Genomic DNA, 17,943 nt, shown 5'->3' on the forward strand with positions numbered 1-17,943 from the left:
GTATCGAAGGGTAAAACAACAAAATAATTACTATTAATTTTGTTGTTTATTATCTAAATAAACAAAAGAGCCCTAAATAATTAGGACCCTCTATATGTTTAATCTATTTTAATTTACTATTAGCAGTAAATTACGCCTAAAGCACCAATACCAGCACCTACTGCAGCACCTACCGCAGTACCTACACCAGGTCCGAATGCTGTTCCGAAAGCAGCACCATAGCCTGCAGATGCAGCAGTACCTACACCTAAAACGCCCCAATCACAAACGTTTCCACCACCAGCTGAGATTTCTAAAAGTTCTTTTTCTGTAAGTGTTTCAAGTTTCATAATAAAATTCTCCTTTAAAATAAATTTTTTACGATTGTAAATTCAATAAAATCTAATATATCAATCGATATATATACAATATCATGAAAATAAGTAAAAATTAAGCAATATGCAAAATTGCATATACCCCCTTTTAAGGGAATATTTAGATATAATATTTAAGTGTAATATTTTAATATTAAGAAATGAGGCTGTGATTTTGTTTAAAAAAAAGTTTTCTTATATTAAGCAACAAGATTTAAAGGATTGTGGTCCGGCATGTCTAGCAATGATTTCTCGTTATCATGGATTTAAGATGTCTATTTCTAAAATTAGGGAAATTGCTGGCACAGATTTAGAGGGAACTAATATAAAGGGGCTAATAGAAGCAGGAGAAAAATTGGGATTTGAAGTTAAAGCTGCAAAGGCAACAAAACCAGATGATTTAAAAGAAATACCATTACCTGCAATTGCTCATGTAATAGTCAATGGTGGCTTACTACATTATGTAGTTATTCATAAGGTTAAGGATAATAAGATTTATATTGCTGATCCAGAGAAGGGATTAGTTACGTATCTAATTGAGGAATTTTGTCCAATGTGGACAGGTATTCTTGTATTAATGAATCCTACGGAAAAATTTCAAAAGGGTAAAGAATCTCAAGGAACATTTTCTCGTTTTGCCTTGTTATTAAAGCAGCAAACAAATTTACTAGTGCCCTTATTTTTCGCCTCAATTTTCTTTAATTTGTTTGGATTATTAGGTGCGTTTTATTTTAAATTCTTAATCGATGATATTGTGACGAACCAATTATTACAGACACTTCATATAGTATCAATTGGAATTATTATATTATATATTTTCAAAGTGATACTTTCTTATTTTCGTACGCATTTAATTTTATATTTAAGTAGACGAATAGATATTCAATTAATGCTGGGATATTATCGACACGTTGTAGGTTTACCAATGAATTTTTTCGAAACAAGAAAAGTAGGAGAAATTATTTCGCGATTTATGGATGCAAGTAAGATTCGAGATGCTTTATCAACTGTAACGGTGACCTTAATGATAGATACATTAATGGTCACATTAGGAGCCATTTTATTATATATACATAGTCCACTATTATTTGGTGTGACTTTATTACTAGTACCCTTTTATATTGGTATTATTTTTGCTTTTCATAAGCCTTACCAATCTATTAATCATAAAGAAATGGAGAGTAATGCAAAATTAAATTCCTACTTAGTAGAGTCATTAAATGGTATTTCGACAGTAAAATCATATAATGCGGAAAAAGAAGTGTTTTTTCAAACAGAAAATCGATTTATCAATTTATTAAAGCATGTGTTTAAAAGAGGGATGTTATCTAATCTCCAAGGTTCCATTAAAGTAGGACTCGAGTTAATTGGTGGTACTTTAATTCTTTGGATTGGGGCTGTACAGGTATTAAAAGGAAATATGACGATAGGAGAATTAATTACTTATAATGCTTTGTTAGCATATTTCTTAAATCCAATTGAAAATTTGATTGGTATACAGCCCACCATGCAATCAGCACTTGTCGCTGGAGAACGATTAAATGAAATTTTTGATTTAGATCAAGAGAAAAGTGGAGAAGAGGAGAATAAAGTATGTCCTAAACAATTATCAGGTAAGATCCAATGTTTCAATGTTACATTCCGTTATGGAACACGTAAGAATGTATTAAATAACATCAGCTTTTCGATTGAACCAGGTAGTCAAGTAGCATTTGTAGGAGAGAGTGGATCAGGTAAAACAACAATTTCAAAACTATTGATGCATTATTATGAATCCCAACAAGGTGATATATATTATGATGATTATCATATCAAAGAAATAAATCGTACAGCATTACGTGATAGGATTGCATTTGTTTCACAAGAATCCTTCTTTTTTAGTGCTACAATTTATGAGAATTTGTGCTTTGGTTTAGAACGTCCAGTCACTTTAGAGGAAGTTATACAAGTATGTAAACAAGCTTATGTACATGACTTTATTAGTGAATTACCATTACGTTATGGAACGCTTTTAGAAGAAAATGCTTCAAATTTATCTGGTGGGCAAAGGCAGCGTTTAGCAATTGCACGAGCGTTATTAAAAAAACCAGATATTTTAATGTTGGATGAAGCAACTAGTAATTTAGATTCCACAACTGAAAAGTATATTACCAATATGCTAAAAGATTTAAGTTCACAAGGAGTTACAGTAATCATGATTGCCCATCGTTTAAGTACAGTTCAACATGCAAATCAAATTTTCGTGATGGGACAAGGAGATATCATAGAGCGGGGCTCTCATATGGAGTTATTATCAAATAAAGAAGAATATTATCGTTTGTGGAAAAATCAAACCATTCATGTAGAACATACAGAATCTCAATCTTATGCAATGCGAGGTGTTCAGGATGAGTAAGATATATTCGTTTGATCAGTTAACAGATAGTAAGGAATTATTAGAAAGAAAACCACCGCGTTTTATTGCTGGGGTAATTGTTTTTCTTTTAATAAGTATATTTACTTTTTTAATTTGGGCTTATATCAGTAAGATAGATATCGTAAGTAAAGGAACGGCAATGATACAAGGAAAATCAGACGTAAGTGTGTCTCGTAATCAAATTCCAGGTGTGGTGGATACAGTTAATGTGAAATCTGGTAGTGAAGTGAAAAAAGGAGATATTTTACTTCAATTAAAGAATTGGGAATTAACAGATAAACAAAATCAGGGTGATAAAATTGTGCAACATTTAGAGAAACAAATAGGGATGTTAGAGCAGCTGAAAAGGAGTATAGAGTCGCATAAACCGTCTTTTCCTAATGATGTGGATAAGAAAATAAGAGAAGAATATCAAGCTTATGATCAAAGGTATCAATCTATACAAAATGAAAAAGAAAATGAAATAAAAGCGATAGCAAATAGTAAAACTTCAAACGAACAAGATGAAGTTTTACAGGGGCTAATTGCAGAAAAAGAAAACATCCAAAGAGAAATAGACATAATTGAAAAACAAAAAATAAAAGAAAATATATTAGAAGAACAAAAACAAGTAATGGATGATAAAATAGGAAATTTAGAATCTCAAAAAAATAATGTGGAAAAGCGTATTCAACAACGAAAAGAAACGTTAGAGCATGAAAGAGAAAAAGTTGATATTACTAAAGAAGGAAAGCAAGAACAAAAGAAGGATGCTTTAAAGCAATATAAAGAAGAGACTATAATTTCAGTGAATCAACGTATTCACTCTCTAGAACAAGAACTATTTATTAAAAAGCAAGAGTTAGATGGATTGCATCATCAAAATGACACAACAATCATAAAGGCACAAAAAGATGGGATTGTACAATTTACCTCCATCTTGCAACAAGGGGATTTATTAAATCCTGGTCAAGAAATTGTTTCAATTATCCCAAAAGAAGAACAAAAAAAAGTAAGAATCTTATTACCAGCCCAAGAGATAAAAGGCATAAAAAAAGGAGATAAAGTACAATATTCATTTAATCTGCAGAGAATGGATAAACAAATGGGGAAAGTAACATATGTATCAGTATATCCTACTTTTGATAAAGAAACGAAAGGGTATATGTATGAGCTAGAAGCGACAATTGATACAAAAGATTTACAAGAACTACATACAGGGATGATTGGTAGAGCTTCTGTCGTTACAGGAGAAGAAACGGTATGGAAATTTATTTTAAGAAAATTAGATTTTATTTCTAATTAAAATAGTAAAAAACAAATTAATATAAAGGGACAGAATTAAGTATGAAAAAGTATATTTCTATTATAATCACGTTGATTTTATTATTGGGATTTTTTCCTTTCTCCGTTACATATGCAAAGGAAAAAAACATTACTTTAAGTAACATTGAGAAAATGACTAATGTCTTTAATAATGATACTAATTTAGGAGGGAAAATCAGTGCCATTAGAAATGGTAATTGGGATAATTGGTCAGTTGAAGAAATAAATCAAACCCTAGATAAAATAGATGATTTAAATCTAAGTATAATGGAACGAGCGGGCTTAAAGAGAGAGGTAATACGTTCTTCAGGATTCTCTAATTTTGATTTTAAAGGCACAAGTTCAGATGTATTAGCATTTAAGGAATTAAAAATAGAAATTATAGAGACTGAGAAGCCACTTATTTTATACAGAAGAAGCAAGTCCGGTGAACTGGAATCTAAATATGGTCTCGGTTATTGGTGGGGAGATAAAGAAAGAAATATTGAAGAAACTAGAAATGAGTTAGCTGTATTAGAAGCTTGGGGGAATCCGCTCAATACACAGTATAAAATCAAGGTACCTAAAGGAACAAGAATACTTAAAGGATTGACAGCTTCTCAAACCCAATATCTTAAAGGGACAAGTATAGTACAAGAATATAGAGAAGGTGGGGCTATACAATACTGGATTAATAAGATAGATAACAGTTGGTTACAATAAAAAAATTATTAGGAGGAAGACATGATACATAATCATGAATTTATAAATCTTGCTCTAGATTGTGAGCGTATTATAACACAAAATATTCCTAGTAATCCTGATGATGTTAAAAGGTATCACTTAATGTTAGACGAACTTAAAGGATTAAGAATGACCATAAAATCAAACCAATTGAATGATAAGCAATATTACTTATCAATTACACAGATGCTTGAAAAAGATGATCCAGAAGAAGTATTACAAGCTGTTTTAAAAGTAAATACATTTTATTGTAAATACTATCAAAATGTATAAAATTATTAACCCGATAAACTCGAGCATATAGTATTTAAAATAACATAAATTTATAGCCTTAACATACAGTATACGTTTCAAAATATGCCCGAACTATGTTTAAATGTACAATTTTCTTATTTTTATCTGGTGAGCCGTATCATAAATAAATTTATTCTTCGTATATAAAAGGATAAAAAGACCATTGGACAAAAATTACCGATGGTCTTTTTCACATTAATAGGGGTTATATAGATTTCCTAAAATAAGTATGTTTCTATTTCTAAAAAAGTGTGATGTAATATGAAGAGGAAAAAAGTACAAGTAGTCATAGAAGTGAGGAGTTAAAGGTGAAGAAGTTTAAGAAATTTTACTTGGAGATTACGAGTGTATGTAATCTTGCGTGCAGCTTTTGTCCGCCGACGGAAAGACAGAAGCAATTCATTTCTGTGGAGGATTTTGCTAAAAGATTAGACCAAATTAAACCACACACAGACTACATTTATTTGCACGTGAAGGGTGAGCCGTTGCTGCATCCAAAAATAGATCAATTGTTAGATTTAAGCCATGAAAAAGGGTTTAAAGTTAATATTACAACGAACGGAACGTTAATTAATAAGAGAAGGCATAGATTGTTAAATAAGCCTGCTTTAAGACAAATGAATTTTTCACTGCATAGTTTTGATGGACATCCAGGTTCGCAAGATAAAGAGGGCTATGTAAGGAGTATACTTTCCTTCATTAGGGAAGCGACAAGTCAATCAGATTTAATTGTATCGTTAAGGTTATGGAATTTAACTCAGGATAATAAAACAAATGCTGAAATCCAGAAAAATAGAGAGTTATTATCTATAATTGAAAATGAATTTGATCTAGCTTATCAAATTGAAGAGAAGCTTACACCAGGAAAAGGTATAAAAATTGCAGAACGTGTCTTTATTAATCAAGACTATGAATTCCAGTGGCCAGCATTACATGAGGAAGAGGATGATGGGAAAGGATTCTGTCATGGACTTCGTAATCAAGCGGGTATTTTAGCGAATGGAACAGTTATTCCTTGTTGTTTAGATGGTGAAGGGATTATTAACCTTGGGAATATTAATAATGATTCATTTTCTAACATTATTGAAGGTGAAAGGGCAACAAACATTGTCGATGGATTTTCGAAAAGAGTTGCGGTTGAAGAACTTTGCAGGAAATGTGGATATCGCAAACGTTTTGGGAAGTAAATATGAAATAAGCCCTCATTAAAGCGAGGGCTTATTTTTTTATTCTTGATAAGAATGCTCTAATTCATCAATTAATGAACCAACGTAAGAAACAGCTTTACGGATTGCATCTGGTTTTGACATATCTACTCCGGCATGTTTCATTAGTTCAAGTGGTTTCATTGTACCACCAGCACGAAGCACATCTAACCAGCGATCAATAGCAGGTTGTCCTTCCTCTTTAATCATTTGAGCTACTGCAGTGGATGCAGTGAGGCCTGCGGAATATGTATAAGCATATAGACCCATATAATAATGAGGCTGACGCATCCAAGTTAAGCCCGCACTTTCATCGATTTCTACAGAATCTCCCCAGAATGTCGAAAGGACATTTGTTTTAATTTCAGTTAAAGTTGTAGCTGTAAGGGCCTGTCCTTTTTCTGCTAGAGCATATACTCTACGTTGATATTCACCCTCAAGTAAATGAGTAACAAAGTTGTGATAATATGTGCCAAGTAGTTGTAGAATGACCCATCTGCGCATTCTCTTATCGTCAGTAGTCGCTAGTAAATGCTGAGCTAATAGTAATTCATTCATGGTTGATGGTGCTTCAACAAAGTACATAGATGGGCGTACGTTCATGATACGTTGGTTTTTATTTGCTAAATAGAAATGACCAGCATGTCCAAATTCATGTGCTAATGTAAAGCATCCACGCATCGTATTTTGCCATGTAATTAAAATATAGGGATGAGAGCCGTATGGACTTGAGCAAAATGCCCCTGTTGATTTGCCTACGTTATCTGCAAGATCTACCCATCTTTCTTTGAATCCTTTTTGGATTATGGAACTATATTCATCGCCTAATACTTTTAAAGAATCTTGAATGAGCGTGCCTGCTTCTTCATAAGTAATCGCCGGATTAAATTCGGGATCTAAAGGTGCATGTAAGTCACAGAAAAGCATTTGATCGAGTCCTAATACTCTCTTTTTTAAATCTGCAAAACGGCGCATATGAGGTGCTAGTTCTTTATAAATAATATCAAGTTGGTTGTTATACATTTCAAGTGGAACCTTTTGTGGTTCTAATAGCATATGAGTAACGGATTCATATTTACGTAAACGAGAAAGTGTTACTTGTTTTTTTACTTCAGTAGCATATGTTGTGGCAATTGTATTTTTATATCGTTTCAGTGTGGAAACAAATGATGAATATGCTTTTCGACGTATATATGTGCTTGGAGAAAATTCATATTTGCTTTCAAATAATGAGAATGAAACAGGAAGTTCGTTTCCTTGTTCGTCTTGTATAGAAGTGAAATCCATATCGGCCAATTTAGTCATGCCGTAAATTTTGTATGGAGAACTATGAACTTCGCCAAGTGCAGCAAGTGCTTCTTCTGTTTCAGGAGAGAGTGTATGCTGTCTTTTTTGTAGTATTTCTAGTAAAGATTGACGGAAAGGTTCGAGTTTTGTTTCTTCAGTTAAACATCTTTCAATTGTTCCTTCGTCGAATGAGAGGATTTCATTATGAATAAAGGATAGTGCAGTATGTACTTTCGTCCATAAAGCAGAAATTTTGGAAGAGTTTGCTTGAATACTTGGATTTGTACGATCAGTAGCTTCTTTTAAATTTGCATATGAGTACAGTTTTGTTAACGTCATTAAAAGCTCTTCTTCTAAAAGTAGGCAATTTAATAAAGTGTGGGAGCTAGTATGTAAATGCCCTTTAAATGAATCAAGTTTCTGTATATCATTTTCCAATGCGTTTAATGCAGTATGCCATTCGGCATCAGAATTATACAAATCGGATAAATCCCATGTTAGTTCAGCGGGTACCTCTGCGCGATTAAGGCGATTTTCTATTACATTTTTCAAGTCGTATCTCCCCCTTATTAAGACTATCTAAACACATAATACTAGAAAATTCAGTTAAATTAAAATATTTTACATTTTCATATACAAAAAAGAAGGACAAGCATGAAAATGCTTGTCCTTCGAGTTAATTTAAGAATTAATATACTTTGTCACCATTGAAAATCGAGTTTTTCACGACAACATAATCTACAGTACGAATAGCGTCTAATTTTGTTCCGCCAGCGTAAGAGATAGAAGATTGAAGATCTTGTTCCATTTCGATTAACGTATCTTCTAAAGAACCTTTATGCTCAACGAACATTTTCTTACCTTCAACGTTTTTCTTCTCACCCTTTTGGAATTCAGAAGCAGAACCGAAGTATTCTTTATAAAGTTTTCCATCTCTTTCAATTGTTTCCCCTGGAGACTCTTCGTGACCAGCGAATAGAGAACCGATCATGACCATAGTTGCCCCAAAGCGAATAGATTTAGCTACGTCGCCGTGTGTACGAATACCACCATCAGCGATAATTGGCTTACTTGCAGCTTTTGCACACCAGCGAAGTGCAGCTAGCTGCCAACCACCAGTTCCGAAGCCCGTTTTAATTTTAGTAATACAAACTTTACCAGGTCCAATACCAACTTTTGTTGCATCGGCACCAGCATTTTCTAATTCTCTTACCGCTTCTGGAGTTCCAACGTTTCCAGCGATAACGAAGCTCTCTGGTAAATGTTTTTTAATATGTTGAATCATGTTGATCACAGCATTAGAATGACCGTGTGCGATATCAATCGTGATATATTCAGGTGTAAGTTGCTCAGCAGCTAATTGTTGTACGAATTCATATTCGTCCTCTTTTACACCAACGCTGATAGAAGCGATTAATCCACGTGATTGCATATCTCTAATGAATGAGATTCGTTTCTCTGGTTGGAAACGATGCATGATATAAAAGTAGTTGTTCTCAGCTAAATAAGTTGCAATTCTTTCATCAATAATCGTTTGCATATTTGCAGGCACGACAGGTAATTTAAATTTATGTTTTCCTAAAGTGACAGTTGTATCACATTCAGAGCGGCTATTTACAATACATTTTGCAGGAATTAATTGAATATCTTCATAGTCAAATACGTTTTCCATCATTTACACCCCTAAAATACGAATATTTTATTTTTATTAATCAAAAATGTTCGTCCATAGGATAATTTACATTATTTTTATTAAGAAGTCAAAGGATTTCTTAACATTTTTTAAAAAAGTAGATTTTACATCTGAAAAAAAACGTTAAAAACGAATTTAAAACATTTTTTTGTTTTTATTGTTCGTTTATGGGAAGGGTTGAAAAATTAAGATAATTATACAAGGTTGTATGTATTCTTTTTATTTTTTTGATTGGATGTAGGATACTATAAAAAGGTTAATGCTAACAATACGAGCAAAAGATGTTATCAAGTAGTTGAACAATATATGAAATGAAAAGGTTTATTTCTATATAAAAAGATGAATCTGGCATGATTCACCTTTTATGTGAGGTTTCAAGTATAATAAGTAGGGTGATAGTAACGTATACAAAAGATAAAAAAGAAAATAATACAGAATAAAATGAGGTTAATATATGAGTAAAAAAAGTTTTTCTGATTATAAATTAAGTAAGGAAATTGTAAGGGCACTTACTGGGTTAGGGTATGATCATCCAACAGAAGTACAAGGTGAGGTTATTCCAGTTGCATTACAAAAGAAGGATCTTGTTGTGAAGTCCCAGACTGGAAGTGGAAAAACAGCTTCATTTGGTATTCCACTTTGTGAAATGGTGGAGTGGGAAGAGAATAAACCACAAGCATTAGTTTTAACACCAACGAGAGAGCTTGCGGTACAGGTAAAAGAAGATATTACAAATATAGGTCGATTCAAAAGGATTAAGGCTGCGGCAGTTTATGGGAAATCTCCATTTGCACGTCAAAAATTAGAATTAAAGCAAAAGACACATATTGTAGTTGGGACTCCTGGTCGTGTGTTGGATCATATTGAGAAGGGTACCCTTTCTTTAGAGTGTTTGAAGTATTTAGTTATTGATGAAGCAGATGAGATGCTAAATATGGGCTTTATCGATCAAGTAGAGGCAATTATTGATGAATTACCTACAAAAAGAATGACGATGTTATTTTCAGCAACACTTCCAGAAGATGTTGAGAAATTGTCTCGTACATATATGAATTCACCAACTCATATTGAAATTAAAGCGGCTGGGATTACGACGGATAAAATTGAACATACTCTTTTTGAGGTGATAGAAGACGAGAAGCTTTCACTACTTAAAGATGTAACAACGATTGAGAATCCTGATAGCTGTATTATTTTCTGCCGTACACAAGAAAATGTAGATCATGTATATAGACAATTAAAACGAGCTAACTATCCCTGTGACAAAATACATGGTGGTATGGTACAAGAAGATCGTTTTGAAGTCATGGATGATTTTAGAAAAGGAAAATTCCGTTATTTAGTAGCAACAGATGTAGCTGCGAGAGGAATTGATATTGATAATATTACACATGTTATTAATTATGATATTCCACTTGAAAAAGAAAGCTATGTACATCGTACTGGAAGAACGGGACGAGCTGGAAATAGTGGAAAAGCTATTACATTTATAACACCATATGAAAATAGATTTTTAGAAGAGATTGAGGAGTATATTGGATTTGAAATTCCAAAGGCAATTGGACCTTCAAAAGAAGAAGTTATGAAAGAGAAAGCTGCATTTGAAGAAAAGATACATGCTAAACCAATTATAAAGAAAGATAAAAATGCAGACATCAACAAAGGCATTATGAAGCTGTACTTTAATGGCGGGAAGAAAAAGAAAATTAGGGCGGTAGATTTCGTCGGTACAATTGCTAAAATTAAAGGTGTTACAGCAGAAGATATAGGTATTATTACGATACAAGATAATGTTTCTTATGTTGAAATATTAAATGGAAAAGGCCTACTCGTCTTGAAAGTCATGAAGACTACAACGATTAAAGGGAAACAACTAAAAGTTCATGAAGCAATTAAGTAAATAAAAAACTATCCACTTTAATAGGTGGATAGTTTTTTATTTATGATTCTTTTAAATCATCCACTAGTTGCTCCGCTAAACGTCTATACATATTACTCATAGTCACGAAGGATGTTAGTAGTAGAAATTTTTCTAGCTGTGTATCTTCTAAGGAAGAAATCTCATTTACTTCTGTAACACGGTTATTTACGTCTTGTTTAAAGCTTTCGACATTGCTTTCAGTAAGAGCAAGATAATTTTTGTATAACGTATTTAATTCGAATGAATCATCATTTAATAAGGAGTCATTTATAGTTTCTAATGAACTTTTTATGTCGTTAATGGAGAGAGCTCCCTTTAATTGATAAATTAGGCTAATTAAAATCATATGCTCTTTTGAATACTTTTTATTTTTGATGGGGATGAATAGTTTTCCTTTTGCGTAATTATTAATCATGGTTTTGGTTAATACTTTTTCATCATCAGTTCTCGTTGTATCTGCATAAGTATTCTCAAATAGTTGAACAACTTGATCTACATATAAGTCAACATTTGGAATATCCTCAAGTTTAATGTTTTTTTCTAAATGCAATGTCTCAAGTAATTCATTTATATTTTCCACGTAGAATCCCTCACTTTTATAACTTAGTGGAACTTAATGTTTAATATATCTTTAAATATGGTATTACGAAACAAATGAATTGTAAATGTTGACCTTAAAAAGAAATGTGTATATAATTACATGTAGTTATCAAAACTACATGTAATTATATGAGGGGTGTTATTATGAATGCTTATGTAAGGGAACCGGTTAATGCATTTACTCACTTAGGTGGAGCAATATTATCATTTATTGCCTTATTAGCTATGCTTGTGAAAGTTTCTATCAAGATGCCATCATTTGCTGCAATTACAGCTGTTATTTTGTTTGGTATTGGAATGATGGTCCTTTATACGGCGTCAGCTGTGTATCATAGTGTTGTGGCCAATGAACGTGTTATTTACTTCTTTAGGAAGCTAGATCATTCTATGATTTTTATATTAATTGCAGGTACATATGCACCCTTTTGCTTAATTACATTAAATTCAGCAAGTGGTTTACTATTATTTTGTTTAGTCTATGCAACTGCGATTTGTGGCATTGTATTTAAAATGTTTTGGTTTAATTGTCCAAGATGGTTATCGACAGCAATTTATATTACGATGGGTTGGTTAATTGTGTTATTCTTTGCACCGTTAGCTGAGAATTTAAGTACAGGAGGCATTATTTTCTTAGTACTTGGGGGCATTTTTTATACAATTGGTGGATTTATTTATGGAACAAAGCCAAAATGGTTAGAGTTTAAATATATGGGGCATCATGAAATTTTTCATGTTTTTGTATTATTAGGTAGTCTTGCGCATTTTCTAAGTGTATATTGTTATGTAATTTAATAAAAAAACGCCACATAATAAAAATTATGTGGCGTTTTTTTATTACCTGATTAGAATCGTATATGTTATAAATTTATTATGGGATAAAATGTAAGTTTCTGTGTTCGCATGTTAAACATAGGATAAGAAATATGTGATATACTTTGAGAAGTTTATAATGAATGAAATATGGAGGACTATAATTATGGCAATACTTGTAACAGGTGGAGCAGGATATATTGGTAGTCATACATGTGTAGAATTACTAAATAGCGGTTACGAAGTTATAGTAGTGGATAATCTTTCGAATAGCTCGGTAGAATCTATAAATCGAGTGAAAGAAATAACAGGAAAACAATTTAAGTTTTATAAAGAAGATGTTTTAAATCGCGAAGCGCTTGACGCAATTTTTGAAGAAAATGCAATTGAAGCAGTTATTCACTTTGCAGGATTTAAAGCTGTAGGGGAGTCAGTAGCGATTCCATTAACATATTATCATAACAACATTACAAGCACGTTAGTGCTATGTGAAGTAATGCAGAAACATAATGTAAAGAAGATAATCTTTAGTTCATCTGCAACTGTATATGGTATCCCGGAAACGTCACCGATTACGGAGGAGTTTCCATTAAGTGCAACAAATCCATATGGTCAAACGAAATTAATGATTGAGCAAATTATGCGTGATGTAGCATTTGCAGATGCAGAATGGAGTATCGCATTACTTCGCTATTTCAATCCATTTGGTGCACACGAAAGTGGGCGTATCGGAGAAGATCCAAATGGAATCCCAAATAACTTAATGCCATATGTAACGCAAGTAGCGGTAGGTAAGTTAAAAGAATTAAGCGTATTCGGAAATGACTATCCAACGAAAGATGGAACAGGAGTCCGTGATTACATCCATGTTGTGGACTTAGCAAATGGTCACGTAAAGGCGCTTGAAAAAGTACTGAGTACAACGGGAGTAGATGCTTATAACCTGGGAACAGGTATGGGCTATAGTGTACTAGAGATGGTTGAAGCGTTTGAAAAAGTTTCGGGTAAGAAAGTTCCTTATAAAATTACAGAGCGTCGCCCAGGTGATGTGGCAGTATGTTTTGCTGATGCATCGAAAGCAAAGCGTGAATTAGGCTGGGAGGCAACACGCGGATTAGAAGAAATGTGTGCAGATTCTTGGAAATGGCAATCAAATAATAAAAATGGCTATTTAAAAGTTTAATGATGAATATAAAAAAATGACCTTTGCATAAAAGCAAGAGGTCATTTTTTATTAATTTTATTAGCGAACCTAGAAAAGAACGTTCGCTGTTTTAAATGATGTGATTTTACAATATCTTATGCTAGAAGGTAGTAGAATGAGATAGAGGAATGTATTATTTTATTAATTTTTTATAGAAATTGAAAGCGTATTATTGAAAAGTATTCCAACACTTGTATCATTGATAGAGTCCGTTTATAATCAAGGAATCCTAGTTCATGTTTTAATAGGATTATTTATTATTGAAAGCGTTTTAAGTTCGCTCCTTTTTGAGGTAGGAGGTCTGACTTATTTGAATGAAAAATTATGTATGTAGTTTTAAATGGGAAGAAAAATAATATAAGTATCACTTTATAGTGTGGGGAGGTTAAAAGTGTGAAAGGTAAAGATTTTCACACGAATATATATGGGTTATGTAGGATTATTACTTTCAGGGGCAGCTTTATTTTTAAATAGTCTTGTTATATTAGGGAAAGCAGAGATGAAAAGTACGGGTGTTTTTAATTTATTTGTGGGTGCACTACAAATTATTATTCCGTTTTATTTGATCATGATTTCTGACCAAAGCAATTGGACAGTGTATTCATATGCGGCTACTTTCTTATTTGGATTAACTTATTTATATGTAGGTGTTACTTTTATAAAAGGAATGGATAGTAGTGGTCTAGGATGGTTTTGTATTTGGGTAGCAATTATAGCCTTATTCTATATGGTTGTTTCATTTGTTCAATTCCATGATGTTGTTAATGCGTTAACGTGGTTTATGTGGGCATTACTTTGGTATTTATTCTTTGTATTAAATACACAAAAGAAGAACATTAATCAATATCTTGGAAGGATTGCCTTCGTACAATCATGGGTAACATTGACTTTACCTTCACTCTTTTATTTTATGGGAGTGTGGGGAGAGGGATTTGTATATGAACTATGGGTTTATGTATCAGTAATTTCTATTTTGTACTTCTGTTATTGTATTTATAAATATCGAGTACGTTAATATATTTTCTGTAGAAAAGCATGGAATCGTTAAACGAATTCCATGCTTTTTATATGTTGGCACTTATAATAGAGAGGTAGTATTTTACAATTTGCTAAAATGGGGATGATGAAGTTGAAAAAAGTATTGGTGCTAGGGGGAACAAGATTTTTTGGTAAACATTTAGTAGAAGCACTTTTGCAAGAGGAGCACGATGTAACGATTGCGACGAGGGGAGTTACTGAAGATTCTTTTGGTAGCGCAGTAAAAAGAATAATTATTGATAGAGAAGATGGAAAGCTACTAGAAAAGCGTCTAGAAGGAAAAAGTTATGATATTGTATACGATAATTTATGCTATAGCTCGAATGCAGCGAAGATAATATGTGAAGTGTTACGAGGGAAAACGAAGAAATATGTTATGACATCTTCAATGGCCGTCTATGAACCTGCCCTAAGCTTATCAGAAGAAGAATTTAATCCGTACGATTATGCAATCGCGTATGGAGATAGGAATGACTTCAATTATGGTGAAGGAAAGAGATTAGCTGAAGCCGTTGTATTTCAACAAGCAACATTCCCAGTTGTTGCAGTTCGTTTTCCAGTTGTTATTGGAGAAAACGATTATACGAAAAGGTTACAATTTTACGTTGAATGTATTGTGAACCAAAAACCTATCGTTGTGGATCATGTAGATGGAACTTTGTCATTTATACATGAAAAAGAGGCAGGAGAGTTTCTAGCTTGGTGCGGAATGGAAAATGTGAAAGGGCCAATTAACGCCTGTAGTAACGGGGTAGTTTCTACGGAAGAAATTATTCATTTCATAGAAGAGAAGACAGGAATAAAAGCACTCATTCAGAAAGCTGGGGAAAATATAGCTCCTTATAATGAGGTAACTAACTGTACATTACATAATGGAAAGGCTCGTGAATTCGGATTTTTGTTCCGAGAGCTGAAACTAGAAATGAAAAATGTTTTAAAACATTATATAAATACAATGAAGTAATCATAAATCCCCCGGTGGCAATCCGGGGGATTCTGGAGGATTTCGACAATACTGATTTTACATTACCAAATTTACCTTATACGTACGACTAATGTTTTTGTGATTGAATTGCTTGTAAATACTTCTCGTTTACTTGGTCCCAGTTTACTGTATGCCACCAGTTGGTAACAAACTCTGGGCGCCTATTTTGATACTTTAAATAATAAGCATGTTCCCATACATCAATTACGAGTAAGGGGATTTTCCCTTCTTGCAAAGGCGTATCTTGATTTGGTGTACTCATAACAGAGAGTTCCTCACCGTCAAGAACAAGCCATCCATAGCCACTTCCAAAACGACTAATAGCTGCTTTGGAAAGTTGATCTTTTAAGTTGTCAAAGGTATTGAAATAATAATCAATTACTTTTGCAACGTCTCCATTAGGCTCACCGTCACCTCGTGGGCTCATCACTTCCCAAAAAAGACTATGACAATAGTGACCACCACCGTTATTTCGTACAGCTGTAACAATTTCCTTCGGTAAAGTATCTAAATTACATAGCAATTCTTCTAAAGATTTATTATGTAATTCAGTATAATTTTCTAAAGTAGCATTTAAATTGTTTACGTATGTCGCATGGTGCTTTCCATGATGAATGGAAAGTGTATTGCTATCAATATGTGGCTCTAGTTCATCATAGTCATATGAAAGCTTTGGCAATTGAAATGAAGACATAACATTACCTCCTTTCTATTTAAAAAGTTGGTCTAGGTAAAAATACTTTACCTGAGTCAAAAATACACCCATTTTCCATATAAGTCAATAGTAAGTCCATTAATTTTCTGAAAAATATTACAATAAAAGTAACACTCTCACTTTCATTTGTGACTCCTATCCTTTTTGCTTATACTGTAAAGTAGCAGGGTTTTGTTGAAATAGAAGGAGATTGTTTATGAGTAAAACGAAACAATTAATAGAAGAAGCAAGTAATTTTATTACGATTTGTTATAAGGAGCTTCATAAAGAACAATTGATAGAAGAACGTATAAAAGAAATTCAAATTGAGATAGAGAAGACAGGGACATATGAGCATACATTTGAAGAACTTGTTCATGGTTCACGAATGGCATGGCGTAACAGTAATAGATGTATTGGAAGACTATTTTGGAGTAAGATGCACATATTAGATGCGCGCGAAGTAAATGATGAAGAGGGTGTATATAATGCATTAATTCATCATATTAAATATGCAACGAACGACGGGAAAGTTAAACCAACCATTACGATTTTTAAGCAATATCAAGGTGAAGAAAATAATATAAGAATTTATAATCACCAATTGATTCGATATGCAGGATATAAAACAGAAACGGGAGTGATTGGTGATTCTCATTCCGCTACATTTACGGACTTTTGTCAGGGGCTTGGTTGGCAAGGAGAAGGTACGAATTTCGATGTATTGCCACTTGTGTTCTCTATAAACGGGAAGGCGCCTACATATAAAGAAATTCCGAGAGAAGAAGTAAAAGAAGTGCCAATTGAACACCCAGAATACCCTATTTCATCACTTGGAGTAAAATGGTATGGTGTTCCAATGATTTCAGATATGCGTTTAGAAATTGGCGGTATTTCTTATACAGCCGCTCCGTTCAATGGATGGTATATGGGAACAGAAATTGGGGCGCGCAACTTAGCAGATCATGATCGTTATAATTTACTTCCGGCTGTTGCGGAGATGATGGATTTAGATACATCGAGAAACGGTACCTTATGGAAAGATAAGGCGCTAATTGAGTTGAATATTGCCGTACTACACTCCTTTAAAAAACAAGGAGTTAGTATTGTTGATCACCATACTGCTGCACAACAATTTCAGCAATTTGAGAAGCAAGAAGCTGCTTGTGGTCGTGTTGTAACAGGTAATTGGGTATGGCTTATTCCGCCATTATCTCCAGCTACCACTCACATTTATCATAAACCGTATCCGAATGAAATTTTGAAGCCAAATTTCTTTCATAAATAATATTTAGTGCAGTTTTTTTCTGCAAAATATATTTTTTTTAATTACTGTTATGTAGCAAATGGAAGCCTTTACTCTCGGTTATTTTTGGAAGAGGCTTTTTGAACCAAGGAGTACCTTATGTTATAAT

At 33.1% G+C, this 17,943-nt stretch carries 16 protein-coding genes; 11 read left to right on the forward strand and 5 right to left on the reverse strand.

Translation table 11 applies throughout. The features are described 5' to 3' along the window. Positions 1 to 119: 119 nt before the first annotated feature. Positions 120 to 329: a hypothetical protein gene (locus tag BLT20_RS17980; RefSeq protein ID WP_000764647.1), complete on the reverse strand. Its 210-nt coding sequence runs from the start codon at positions 327 to 329 to the stop codon at positions 120 to 122. A 199-nt stretch (positions 330 to 528) separates the two neighbouring features. On the opposite strand from BLT20_RS17980, the gene BLT20_RS17985 reads away from it, so the two are divergent. The 5 genes from BLT20_RS17985 (at position 529) to BLT20_RS18005 (ending at position 6,278) form a co-directional block, all read left to right on the forward strand. Continuing rightward, positions 529 to 2,748 (forward strand): peptidase domain-containing ABC transporter, encoded by a 2,220-nt coding sequence (locus tag BLT20_RS17985; RefSeq protein ID WP_000473576.1) that lies wholly within the window; start codon positions 529 to 531, stop codon positions 2,746 to 2,748. Then, entirely contained in the window at positions 2,741 to 4,054 is a 1,314-nt protein-coding gene (locus BLT20_RS17990) for a putative HlyD family type I secretion protein (protein ID WP_000036960.1), read from the forward strand. Before BLT20_RS17985 ends, BLT20_RS17990 begins: the two co-directional genes overlap by 8 nt. Positions 4,055 to 4,095: 41 nt before the next feature. Continuing rightward, positions 4,096 to 4,776: a hypothetical protein gene (locus BLT20_RS17995; protein ID WP_000760090.1), complete on the forward strand. Its 681-nt coding sequence runs from the start codon at positions 4,096 to 4,098 to the stop codon at positions 4,774 to 4,776. 21 nt (positions 4,777 to 4,797) lie between these two features. Next, positions 4,798 to 5,070 carry a hypothetical protein gene (locus tag BLT20_RS18000; RefSeq protein ID WP_000581651.1) on the forward strand — a complete coding sequence of 91 codons (273 nt, stop codon included), beginning with the start codon at positions 4,798 to 4,800 and terminating at the stop codon, positions 5,068 to 5,070. A 329-nt stretch (positions 5,071 to 5,399) separates the two neighbouring features. Next, positions 5,400 to 6,278: a radical SAM/SPASM domain-containing protein gene (locus BLT20_RS18005; RefSeq protein WP_000713630.1), complete on the forward strand. Its 879-nt coding sequence runs from the start codon at positions 5,400 to 5,402 to the stop codon at positions 6,276 to 6,278. A 39-nt stretch (positions 6,279 to 6,317) separates the two neighbouring features. Here BLT20_RS18005 and pepF read toward each other — a convergent pair whose 3' ends face one another. Continuing rightward, positions 6,318 to 8,135, reverse strand: coding sequence for an oligoendopeptidase F (gene pepF / locus BLT20_RS18010; RefSeq protein ID WP_000800005.1), 1,818 nt, complete (start codon positions 8,133 to 8,135; stop codon positions 6,318 to 6,320). Between the two features lie 136 nt (positions 8,136 to 8,271). Beyond that, a complete protein-coding gene (gene guaC, locus BLT20_RS18015) occupies positions 8,272 to 9,255 on the reverse strand; it encodes a GMP reductase (RefSeq protein WP_000432447.1) in 984 nt (327 codons plus the stop codon). Positions 9,256 to 9,730: 475 nt separating this feature from the next. Here guaC and BLT20_RS18020 point away from each other — a divergent pair, with 475 nt between their 5' ends. After that, entirely contained in the window at positions 9,731 to 11,176 is a 1,446-nt protein-coding gene (locus BLT20_RS18020) for a DEAD/DEAH box helicase (RefSeq protein ID WP_000039348.1), read from the forward strand. Between the two features lie 40 nt (positions 11,177 to 11,216). Here the strand turns inward: BLT20_RS18020 and BLT20_RS18025 are convergent, their stop codons facing one another. After that, entirely contained in the window at positions 11,217 to 11,777 is a 561-nt protein-coding gene (locus tag BLT20_RS18025) for a DUF1836 domain-containing protein (protein WP_000427882.1), read from the reverse strand. A gap of 164 nt (positions 11,778 to 11,941) precedes the next feature. Here BLT20_RS18025 and BLT20_RS18030 point away from each other — a divergent pair, with 164 nt between their 5' ends. The 4 genes from BLT20_RS18030 (at position 11,942) to BLT20_RS18050 (ending at position 15,813) form a co-directional block, all read left to right on the forward strand. Continuing rightward, on the forward strand, positions 11,942 to 12,589 hold the full coding sequence (locus BLT20_RS18030; RefSeq protein WP_000995363.1) for a PAQR family membrane homeostasis protein TrhA: 648 nt from the start codon (positions 11,942 to 11,944) through the stop codon (positions 12,587 to 12,589). A gap of 184 nt (positions 12,590 to 12,773) precedes the next feature. Then, complete coding sequence (galE, locus tag BLT20_RS18035; protein WP_000996541.1) at positions 12,774 to 13,790, forward strand: UDP-glucose 4-epimerase GalE; 1,017 nt, start codon at positions 12,774 to 12,776, stop codon at positions 13,788 to 13,790. 445 nt (positions 13,791 to 14,235) lie between these two features. Continuing rightward, the gene (locus BLT20_RS18045) at positions 14,236 to 14,826 is read left to right on the forward strand and encodes an AmiS/UreI family transporter (protein WP_000542578.1); all 591 of its coding nucleotides are present in this window, start codon (positions 14,236 to 14,238) and stop codon (positions 14,824 to 14,826) included. Between the two features lie 99 nt (positions 14,827 to 14,925). Further along, positions 14,926 to 15,813 carry an NAD-dependent epimerase/dehydratase family protein gene (locus BLT20_RS18050; protein ID WP_002026638.1) on the forward strand — a complete coding sequence of 296 codons (888 nt, stop codon included), beginning with the start codon at positions 14,926 to 14,928 and terminating at the stop codon, positions 15,811 to 15,813. An 88-nt stretch (positions 15,814 to 15,901) separates the two neighbouring features. Here BLT20_RS18050 and sodA read toward each other — a convergent pair whose 3' ends face one another. Then, a complete protein-coding gene (sodA, locus tag BLT20_RS18055) occupies positions 15,902 to 16,528 on the reverse strand; it encodes a superoxide dismutase [Mn] (RefSeq protein ID WP_073339271.1) in 627 nt (208 codons plus the stop codon). Between the two features lie 217 nt (positions 16,529 to 16,745). On the opposite strand from sodA, the gene BLT20_RS18065 reads away from it, so the two are divergent. Continuing rightward, positions 16,746 to 17,816: a nitric oxide synthase oxygenase gene (locus BLT20_RS18065; protein WP_000047627.1), complete on the forward strand. Its 1,071-nt coding sequence runs from the start codon at positions 16,746 to 16,748 to the stop codon at positions 17,814 to 17,816. Positions 17,817 to 17,943: the final 127 nt, after the last annotated feature.

The organism is Bacillus sp. cl96 (assembly GCF_900100505.1).
GTDB lineage: Bacteria > Bacillota > Bacilli > Bacillales > Bacillaceae_G > Bacillus_A > Bacillus_A cereus.

What these genes read in the sequence shown, in the direction of transcription:
- guaC (WP_000432447.1), bottom strand. Translation starts at nt 9,255, where the DNA reads ATGGAAAACGTATTTGACTATGAAGATATTCAATTAATTCCTGCAAAA.
- BLT20_RS18020 (WP_000039348.1), top strand. Translation starts at nt 9,731, where the DNA reads ATGAGTAAAAAAAGTTTTTCTGATTATAAATTAAGTAAGGAAATTGTA.
- sodA (WP_073339271.1), bottom strand. Translation starts at nt 16,528, where the DNA reads ATGTCTTCATTTCAATTGCCAAAGCTTTCATATGACTATGATGAACTA.
- galE (WP_000996541.1), top strand. Translation starts at nt 12,774, where the DNA reads ATGGCAATACTTGTAACAGGTGGAGCAGGATATATTGGTAGTCATACA.
- BLT20_RS18050 (WP_002026638.1), top strand. Translation starts at nt 14,926, where the DNA reads ATGGGGATGATGAAGTTGAAAAAAGTATTGGTGCTAGGGGGAACAAGA.
- BLT20_RS18030 (WP_000995363.1), top strand. Translation starts at nt 11,942, where the DNA reads ATGAATGCTTATGTAAGGGAACCGGTTAATGCATTTACTCACTTAGGT.
- BLT20_RS18000 (WP_000581651.1), top strand. Translation starts at nt 4,798, where the DNA reads ATGATACATAATCATGAATTTATAAATCTTGCTCTAGATTGTGAGCGT.
- BLT20_RS17995 (WP_000760090.1), top strand. Translation starts at nt 4,096, where the DNA reads ATGAAAAAGTATATTTCTATTATAATCACGTTGATTTTATTATTGGGA.
- BLT20_RS17980 (WP_000764647.1), bottom strand. Translation starts at nt 329, where the DNA reads ATGAAACTTGAAACACTTACAGAAAAAGAACTTTTAGAAATCTCAGCT.
- BLT20_RS17990 (WP_000036960.1), top strand. Translation starts at nt 2,741, where the DNA reads ATGAGTAAGATATATTCGTTTGATCAGTTAACAGATAGTAAGGAATTA.
- BLT20_RS18065 (WP_000047627.1), top strand. Translation starts at nt 16,746, where the DNA reads ATGAGTAAAACGAAACAATTAATAGAAGAAGCAAGTAATTTTATTACG.
- BLT20_RS18045 (WP_000542578.1), top strand. Translation starts at nt 14,236, where the DNA reads ATGGGTTATGTAGGATTATTACTTTCAGGGGCAGCTTTATTTTTAAAT.